Genomic DNA, 8,519 nt, shown 5'->3' with positions numbered 1-8,519 from the left:
GATGCGGAGGTGAGGAAACGGCGGCCTTAACCGCTGCGCAGCGATCGCGGGCGGATGTCGGTCCAGTTGGCGTCGAGATAGGAAACGCACGCGCCGCGGCCGGCCGGGCCGAATACGGCGCGCCAGCCCGCGGGCGATGCGAGTTGCGACGGCCACAGGCTGTGCTGGTCCTGGTGATTTACCAGGACGAGAAAGGAAAGGCTTTCGTCATCGAAAGGGTTGGTTTGCTCCGCGCTCATGGCGAACACTCCAGCAAGGCGAGCCGGCCTGCAGGCGGGCCTGGCCCGCCTTCGGACGATTCTGGTTTGTTTTAGGGGGCGACCCAGGGCCGCCACAGACAGCCCAACCCTTGCAACAAACCGCCGCGCCAGCACAGCCAGTCATGCCCGCCCTCGAATATCTGGTAATGCACGTCGTGCCCGGCGCCCTCCAGCGCCGCGCGATGGCTGTCGTTGACGTCCACCATCACCTCCTCGCGGCTGCCCACCTCCTGGAACACGCGCAGCCGTCCGGGCGGCGTCTCGCCGGCCTCCAGCTGCTCGGTCAAGCGGCCCTTGCTGCCCGGCAGACGCCGGGCGCTCGCCGCGCGCGCCTTTTCATGCAATTCCACGCTCGGCCACCAGAACGAGCCGGACTGGCTGAGCACGCAGCCGAAACGGTCCGGCCAGTTGAGCCCGGCGAACATCGCCGCCAGGCCGCCATAGCTCTGCCCGGCCACCACGGTGCAATCGGCCCGGCCGCTGAACGGCGCGATCAGCGCCGCCTGGGGCAGCAGTTCCTTTTGCAAGGCCAGCCAGAATTCGGCGTTGCAGGGCAGGTCTTCCTCGCGGTGCTTGCCGTCGATGCTGTCCACCAGCAAGTACACCGCGGGCGGCAAACGGCCGCGGCGGGTGTCCTCGTCCAGTGCGGCGAACACCGGCAGACGCTGCGCCCAATGCTGGCCGTCCAGCAGGATCGCCAGCGGCCTCTCGACCCATTGTCCGACAGAAGCCGCGCCGGTGTGGTAGATCCAGACCCGGCGCGCCTTGCCGAGCATGGCGCTGTCCCAGCGGATTTCCGTCAGGCGGCGCAGGTCGGCCCCCTGCCCGGTTTTGTCCCAGGCAGTCCAGGCGGACTGGTCCGGCGCGTCGGGCAGATGCAGCGGCGACAAGCTGGCGCCCCAGCTGCTGCGGTAGCCGGCGGCGGGGTTGAGCGGATCGGAGATGGCCAGGGCCATGATGCTCAGCCACCATTCGCGGTGCCGCAGCCGGCTTTCGCGGGCATCGTCGCCGGGAACGGGAGGCGTATGCCCAGCCGCTACCGGGATATAGGCGTAACTGCCGCGCCAATCCGCCGGCAACTCCGTCTGCCACCACCAGACATCGGTATCGCCCAGGCGGGACAACGATTGCGGCTGCGGGCTGTGGTGGTCGGTGACGGAGTTGACATCGGCGTACACGCGGACGATGGACGAGGCTGCAGGACCGCCGGCCGGATCTCGCCACAGGAAAGTCACGCATACGCGCCCGTCCGGCAACCGCTCGCGCAGCGGCGCGCCCGCGGAGGCCAGCCGGTCCCACCATTGCGGTTCGCCCGCTTCCGGATGTTGCAGCCAAGCCGCGCTTTCCACTGCCACTTGATTCAATTCCACAACGCTCTCCACCGATCCAGGCCGCGTAATGAATGCGGCCGCTCCCGGCCAATTCAATTCGCGTTAAGTTATTGCATATTGTTAATGATAAATATTATCATTCGTATCTGTTGATCGCAACGATCTCAACGGGTCAGCACCGGCCCCACAGTTCCGTCCGCCGCATTAGCCAACGATTCCTCGCCAGCCAGACGACGCCGCAGAACCGCCCCCGGTCAATCTGACAATAACCACAATGAGGAATCTGGAACGATGGAAAAACTCCCGCACCGCAAGCGCGACGCCCTGGCCCACGCCACCCTGCTGGCCCTGGCCTGCCTGGGAGGCATGGCGCTGCCCCACTCCGCGCAGGCGGCTCCGGCCGACCAACAAGATGCCGCCCTGCCCACCGTGACCGTCACCGGCGAGAAGATCAACCGCTCGCTGAAAGACACCACCACCGCGGTATCGGTGCTCCGCGACGCCGACACCGGCGAGATCAAATCGGTCTATGACGCGACGGCCGCCACCCCCAACGCCACGGCCAACGGCGCCGGCATCGTCAATATCCGCGGTGTGGAAGGCACCGGTCCCGGCACCGGCTACAACACGCTGGTCTCCGGCTCCCGCCCGCGCGTCAGCACCACGGTGGACGGCATGTCGGAAAGCTGGAACGGCCAGCGCTACGTCGACGCCAGCCCATGGGACGTGGAACAGATTGAAGTGCTGCGCGGCCCGCAGTCCACCACCCAGGGCCGCAACACCATGGCCGGCGCCATCGTGGTCAACACCAAGGACCCGACCTTCGACTGGGAGGGCGCGCTGCGCGGCGGTTACGAGAACAGGGATGGAAAAGTGACGCTGGCCGGCATGATCTCCGGTCCGATCACCGACGAGCTGGCCTTCCGCGTCGCCGCCGAAGGCCTGAACGGCCACAGCTACATCGACTATCCGGGCGCCATGCCTTGGGACGCGTCCGAAGTGAAAAACAGCAGCTTCCGCGGCAAGCTGCTGTGGAAGCCCAGCGCGCTGCCGGGCTTCACCGCCAAGCTGACGGTGGCACACCGCAAGAACAAGGGCGAATACCTGAACTACGTCGACGGCAACTACTTCGACTACCAGTATCACCGCCTGTCGACCGAAGCACGCTATCAGGACTCGTTCAACAACACCGTCAGCGCCGATCTGCGATACCAGATCAATGACGCCTGGAGCGCCAGCCTGCTGCTGGGCCACGCCGACAACATCAGCGCGTTCAAAGACTCCGACACGCCCGCGTTCAGCATGAGGCTGGACGAAAAGGGCAACACCGCCGAGGCCCGCCTGGCCTACGCGCCGCAGGATGGCTGGCTGAGCGGCTTGGTCGGCGTCTATTACTATGACCGCGATCAGGACATGAACGCCTCTCCGCGCGTAGCCGCCAAGGACAAGCTCAAGACCGAGGCGTTCTACGGCGAAGCCACGCTGGCGCTGAACGACAAGTGGAGCCTCAACCTGGGCGGCCGCGCGGAACGCGAGATGCAGCGGCGCAACACCACGCTGGGGCCCGGACAGAGCTACGAAGCTCAAGCCAGCTATGACCTCGGCGAAACCTTGTTCCTGCCCAAGGCCGGCCTTAGCTACAAGTACAGCCCATCCACCACACTTGGCCTGTCCGCGCGCAAAGGCTATAACGCCGGCGGTTCCGGCCTGGACAACGACAACAAGTACTACACCTTCAACAAGGAACAGGTCACAACCTATGAGCTGAGCAGCCGCTCCAGCTTCCTGGAAGAGCGCGTCAGCCTCAATGCCAATGCCTTCTTCAACCAGTACACCGGCTACCAGGCCATTCTGGGATCGCGCTTCACCAATATTCCGGAAGGACAAAGCTATGGCCTGGAACTGGAAAGCAAAGCGCGCGTTACCCCGAGGCTGACCCTCAGCGCCGGCATCGGCCTGCTGAACACCAAGGTGACCGGCACCGATGCCGCCAATCCCGGCATACAGGGCAATCAGTTCAACTACGCGCCGCATCTGACCGTCAACCTGGGCTTCAAGCAGCGTCTGCCGCGCAACTTCTATATTGGCGGCAGCCTGAACCGCGTCGGGTCCTACTATTCGGACATCACCAATGATCCGACCCGCACCGCCGGCGACTACACCGTGGCCAACCTGAACACCGGCTACGAAGACGCCCGCTGGGGGGTGCGCGCCTACGTCAACAACCTGACCAACCAAGGCGTGCTCTACGCCCAGATTCCCGCCCGCGGCAACAATCTGGGGGTGATCGGCGCGCCGCGCACGGTCGGCGTGACGGTGGACTACCGCTTCAACTGATCGCCCTCTGACTCCAGGAAACTGGAGGAACAAAAACAAGGCTGCCAGATGGCAGCCTTGTTCTTTTACCGCGTCAGACGGGGATCAGAGCTTGGCCGCCAGTTCCTCCATGCCCTGATGTTGGCTGAGCATGGACTTCATCTCCTGCGTGGACGCGATCGCGCTGGTCTTCACGCATGCGATGCTGCCGCGCAGACGCTCGAGGTCGCCGGAGTTGGGCGGGTTGTTGTAGTTCGGCACGCCGACAAAGCAAGACGACGCCACAGCCCCGGCCGAACCAGGTTGCCACAGGCTGACATCCTTGCGCGCGCCGGTGCCCTTGTCCCACCACACCCGGTTTTGCAGCGTCTGCACATCCGCGCACAGACTTTGATGCACGCAAACATAGTCGGGCAGATTCGGCGGGTTATAGCCGCTGGTGGCCAACATCATCACATCACCCAGCGCGCGGTAGCCCTGCGGCGGAATCGCGCGCCAGCACGCGTAGTCCTTGGACTTGCCGGAGCCGGCGTCGTCCCACACCCGCTGCCAACCCACCGGCGCCTTCAGCACGCCCAGATCGAACAGATCCTTGAAAATCGGCGCATGGCCATCCGCCACGCTGGCATGGTTGCGCTGGCCGAACTGGCCAACCATCTTGTAGCCGTTGGAGGTGCTGGGATTGAATACCGCCAGATCTTCCGACGCGCCGGAGCCGCTGTCCTCCCCAGCCTTCACCATCGGCGGCCGCGCATCCATCAGCAGCACCTTGTCCACCTTGGGGATGGACTGCTGCGACTGCTTCATGAATTCAGGGAAGGCATCCTCAAGCTCGACGCGACGTTCGGGTTTGTCGGCCAGCGCCCAGATCGGTTGCAGGCTTTCGGTGGAGAAATCCATCAGCGTCGCGTAGTCGAGCAGCGATTCCGCCCATTGCGAGAACGCCTGCTGCGAATCCGGACCGTGCAGTATGCGATCGGTCATGCCCGGTTTGCCGCCGGTGGCGGTGAGACGGATGGTGGAGTTGCTGCGGAAGCTGTTGACCTGCTTTTCCATTTCCGAGCCATGCTCGATCTTGATCTCGCCCACCAGCGCCTTGTAGGACATTTCGGCGGTGGTGGACAGCGACTGGCTGCTGTCCATCTTCAAGGTCTTGCTGGCCGCGCTGTAGTCCAGCCGGCCGCCCACTGCCGCTTCCGATATGTAGTAGGGACCATAGCGCTTGAACAGCTCCATGGCCGGCATCTTGGGATTGTTCAGATCGTCGCGGAAGTCGCGGCGCAGCATCGAACGCAGCGTGGCCGCGCCGGGCAGGCTGATGTACCACAGCACATGGGCTTCGCGGGTGGAGCTGTAGGTGATCTCGGTAAGCTGCTGGTCCGTGGTGGTGAAATCCACGCTCAGCGAGGCGCTGAATAGCTTGTAACGGCCGGACACGCCCACATGCTGGCTCATTTTCTCCCGATATTCTTCGATTTCCTTGCTGACATCCTGTTTGAAGTCGGAATGGAAATAGGTGTGTACATGCATGCTGCGGGGAAAGGTGTAGCTGCGGCCCTCGATTTCGATGCTGTCCAGCTCGCCGCCGAAATCGAACAAGGGTTGGCCAAGCAGGCTTTCCGGGCTGGCGTACAAACCATTCACGTCATAACCCATGCCCATGGAAGTAACGCCGGGGAGGTTGCCAAGCTGACCTGCATTTGCTGCGGATGCCATGGAATTCCTTTCTTAACGTTATAATCGAATGGCATTTTCACAACGCCGCTAGATATATAGCGCGCATTCCCAGCCACGGCCTCTGGTCCTCCGGTCAGTAAAAATACGGAACTCATTTGCGTTGGAACAAGACTCCGCGGCTCTCTCGGGATGCCATGTTCCGCAGGACATCCCCCCTTAAGCGTTTTGCGCAAGCCCGGCCGCCATCCGCGCCAACTCCGGCGCGCAGGCGCCGCAAACGGTTCCGCAGCCCAGCTCGGCCTTCAGCGCCATCAGATCCTGTCCCCGCTCAAGCCTGTCCAGAATGGCGGCTTCGCCCACCTGCTTGCACTGGCACACGATGCGGTCCCGCTTGGCGGCCCCGGTTCGGCCCGGCGAAAACGCGGCGAGCCGCGGCCCTTGCCACAACTCACCGTCCAACAGCCGCTGCAGCAAGCGCTCGCCCGCGTCGCGGTCCGCCAGCCCGCCGCCGGCGAAAACCAATCCCGCCAGCTTGTCGGCATCCCAGGCCACGCGCTTGAGCACGCCTCGCCCGTCGTCGCGGTACTCCAGCACATCCGGTCCCGGGCGCAGCGCCAGCGCGTCCAGCAAGCGCGCCAGCCAATCCGGCCTGGCCGCGGAATCGGCAGCGCGCAGCAGCAAGACATTTCCCGCCGCCAGCGAAATCGCCGCATAGCCCATCTCCCCCAGCAACGGCGTCAATTCCGCCTGCAGCGCCGGCAAATCCGGATGGCGCAGCGCGGCCAGCACCCGCCAGGGCAGCTCGGCCTTTTCCACCTTCACCGCCGCGTGCTTGAGCTCCGGCTGGAACGACAATCCGTCCACCGCCGAGGTGCTCGCCTCGTTGCTGCCCCCGCTGTTGAGGAACTGGCGGCTCCAGTGCATGGCGGCGAACACACAGCCGCGCGCCAGATCGCCGTCGGTTTTCAGCGGCAACACCCACTGCCCGCGCTTGCTGGCTACGCGCACCAGATCACCGTCGCGCAGATTCCGCCGCTCGGCGTCTTCCGGATGCATGCGCAGCTCCGGCTCAGGACTATGGGAAAACAGGCCGGGCACGCGTCCGGTGCGGCTCATGCCGTGCCACTGGTCGCGCAGGCGGCCAGTGATCAGCCGAAACGGATAATGGGCCGATATCTTGTCCGCCGGCGGCCGGTAGTCGATGGCGTGGAAACGCGCCTTGCCGCCATCGGTGGCGAAGACGCCGTCGACATAGCGCCTCGCCTGGCCCTCTGCCTGGCCAGCGAACAGCGGCCATTGCTGCGGTCCCCTCGCTTCCAGCAGAGCGTAATCCAGCCCGCCCATGTCCAGATCCCGGCCCACGGTCAGCGCGCGGTGTTCGTCAAACACCTGCCGGGCATCGGCATAGGCGAAATGGTCGGCTTCATCCGGATGCAGGCGCGCCGCCAGCCTCCGGCCGAACTCGGCGGCAATCCAGCCGTCCGGCTTCGCCTCGCCCGGCGGCGGCGCGGCTGCCCGCACCCGGCTGACGCGGCGCTCGGAATTGGTGACCGTGCCCTCTTTCTCGCCCCAGCTGGCCGCCGGCAGCAGGATGTCGGCGAAAGCGGTGGTGTCGGTTTCGGCGAAAGCGTCCTGCACCACCACCAGCTCGGCGCGGCTCAGCGCCTGTCGCGCCATCGCCAAATCCGGCAGCGAGTGGGCCGGATTGGTGCAGACTATCCATACCGCCTTGATCTCGCCTCGCGCCAGCGCCTCGAACATCGCCACCGCAGGCAAACCGGGGCGCGAAGACAGCCGCGACTCCGGCACGCCCCAGTGCGCGGCCACTTCGCGCCGGTGATCGGGATTGGCGATGTCTCGGTGCGCGGCCAGCATGGTGGCCATGCCGCCCACCTCGCGCCCGCCCATCGCGTTGGGCTGGCCGGTCAGCGAGAACGGCCCGGCGCCGGGCCGGCCGATCTGGCCTGTCGCCAGGTGCAGATTGATCAGCGCCAGGTTCTTGGCCGTGCCCTGGCTGGACTGGTTCAGGCCCATGCAGTACAGCGACAGGCTGGCCGGGCTGCGGCCGAACCATTCCGCCGCGGTGACGATGTCCTCGGCCCGCACGCCGCAGATCTCCGCCGCCATCTTCGGCGTGTAGTCGCGGACCATGCGCTTGAGCGCGTCGAAGCCCTCGGTATGGGCGGCGATGTAGCCGGCATCGATCAGCCCCTCCCAGATCAGGTGGTGCAGCATGCCGTGGAACAACGCCACGTCGGTGCCGGGCTGGATTTGCAAGTGCAGGTCGGCCATCGCTGCGGTGTCGGTGCGGCGCGGATCGACCACGATCCAGCGCGCGTCCGGCCAATCCCGCCTGGCGTCTTCCAGCCGGCGGAACAGCACCGGATGGGCGTAGGCCATATTGCTGCCGGCGAACAGCACGCAACCAGCGGATTCCAGGTCTTCGTAACAGGTGGGCGGGCCGTCCGCGCCGAAGGCCATCTTGTAGGCGGTGACGGCGCTGGACATGCACAGCCGGGAATTGGTATCGATGTTATTGGTGCCGGCCACGCCCTTGGCCAGTTTGTTGAACAGATAGTAATCCTCGGTCAACAACTGGCCGGAAGCGTAAAACGCCACCGCGTCCGGACCGTGGCGGCGGATGATGTCGGCGAATCGGTCCGCCGCCGCGTCCAGCGCCTCATCCCACGCCACACGCCGGCGCGGCTCGCCCCTGTCCTGCCTCATTTCGGGAAACAAGGCGCGACCGCTGTCGCTGGCTGCGCTGGCCGCCAGGCTCAGGCCCTTGCCGCACAGCCGGCCGAAATTGGCCGGATGCTCCGGATCGCCGCGCACGCCGGTGATGCGGCCATTCTCGCTTTCTATCAACACGCCGCAGCCGACGCCGCAATAGCAGCAGGTGGATCGGGTTTCCGTCTTGTCCATCACCTCGCCC

The 8,519-nt window shown here is 65.3% G+C and carries 5 protein-coding genes; 1 reads left to right on the top strand and 4 read right to left on the bottom strand.

From position 1 onward, the window contains the following. Positions 1-26 precede the first annotated feature (26 nt). Together VA599_RS01445 and fes are read right to left on the bottom strand one after the other, a co-directional pair. Complete coding sequence (locus tag VA599_RS01445) at positions 27-239, bottom strand: MbtH family protein (RefSeq protein ID WP_021477819.1); 213 nt, start codon at positions 237-239, stop codon at positions 27-29. A 71-nt stretch (positions 240-310) separates the two neighbouring features. Then, complete coding sequence (gene fes, locus VA599_RS01440; protein ID WP_346787423.1) at positions 311-1,630, bottom strand: enterochelin esterase; 1,320 nt, start codon at positions 1,628-1,630, stop codon at positions 311-313. Between the two features lie 252 nt (positions 1,631-1,882). Between fes and VA599_RS01435 the strand changes: the two genes are divergently transcribed. Further along, positions 1,883-3,928, top strand: coding sequence for a TonB-dependent receptor (locus VA599_RS01435; RefSeq protein ID WP_346787422.1), 2,046 nt, complete (start codon positions 1,883-1,885; stop codon positions 3,926-3,928). A gap of 84 nt (positions 3,929-4,012) precedes the next feature. Here VA599_RS01435 and VA599_RS01430 read toward each other — a convergent pair whose 3' ends face one another. Further along, complete coding sequence (locus tag VA599_RS01430) at positions 4,013-5,623, bottom strand: MAC/perforin domain-containing protein (RefSeq protein WP_104947104.1); 1,611 nt, start codon at positions 5,621-5,623, stop codon at positions 4,013-4,015. Between the two features lie 177 nt (positions 5,624-5,800). After that, positions 5,801-8,509, bottom strand: a complete 2,709-nt coding sequence (locus VA599_RS01425) for a nitrate reductase (protein WP_346787421.1) — start codon at positions 8,507-8,509, stop codon at positions 5,801-5,803. Positions 8,510-8,519: the final 10 nt, after the last annotated feature.

It is taken from the genome of Chromobacterium indicum (assembly GCF_039708975.1).
GTDB lineage: Bacteria > Pseudomonadota > Gammaproteobacteria > Burkholderiales > Chromobacteriaceae > Chromobacterium > Chromobacterium piscinae.
Note: the sequence above shows the minus strand (reverse complement) of the source record. Positions and strands in the feature narration are given on the sequence as shown.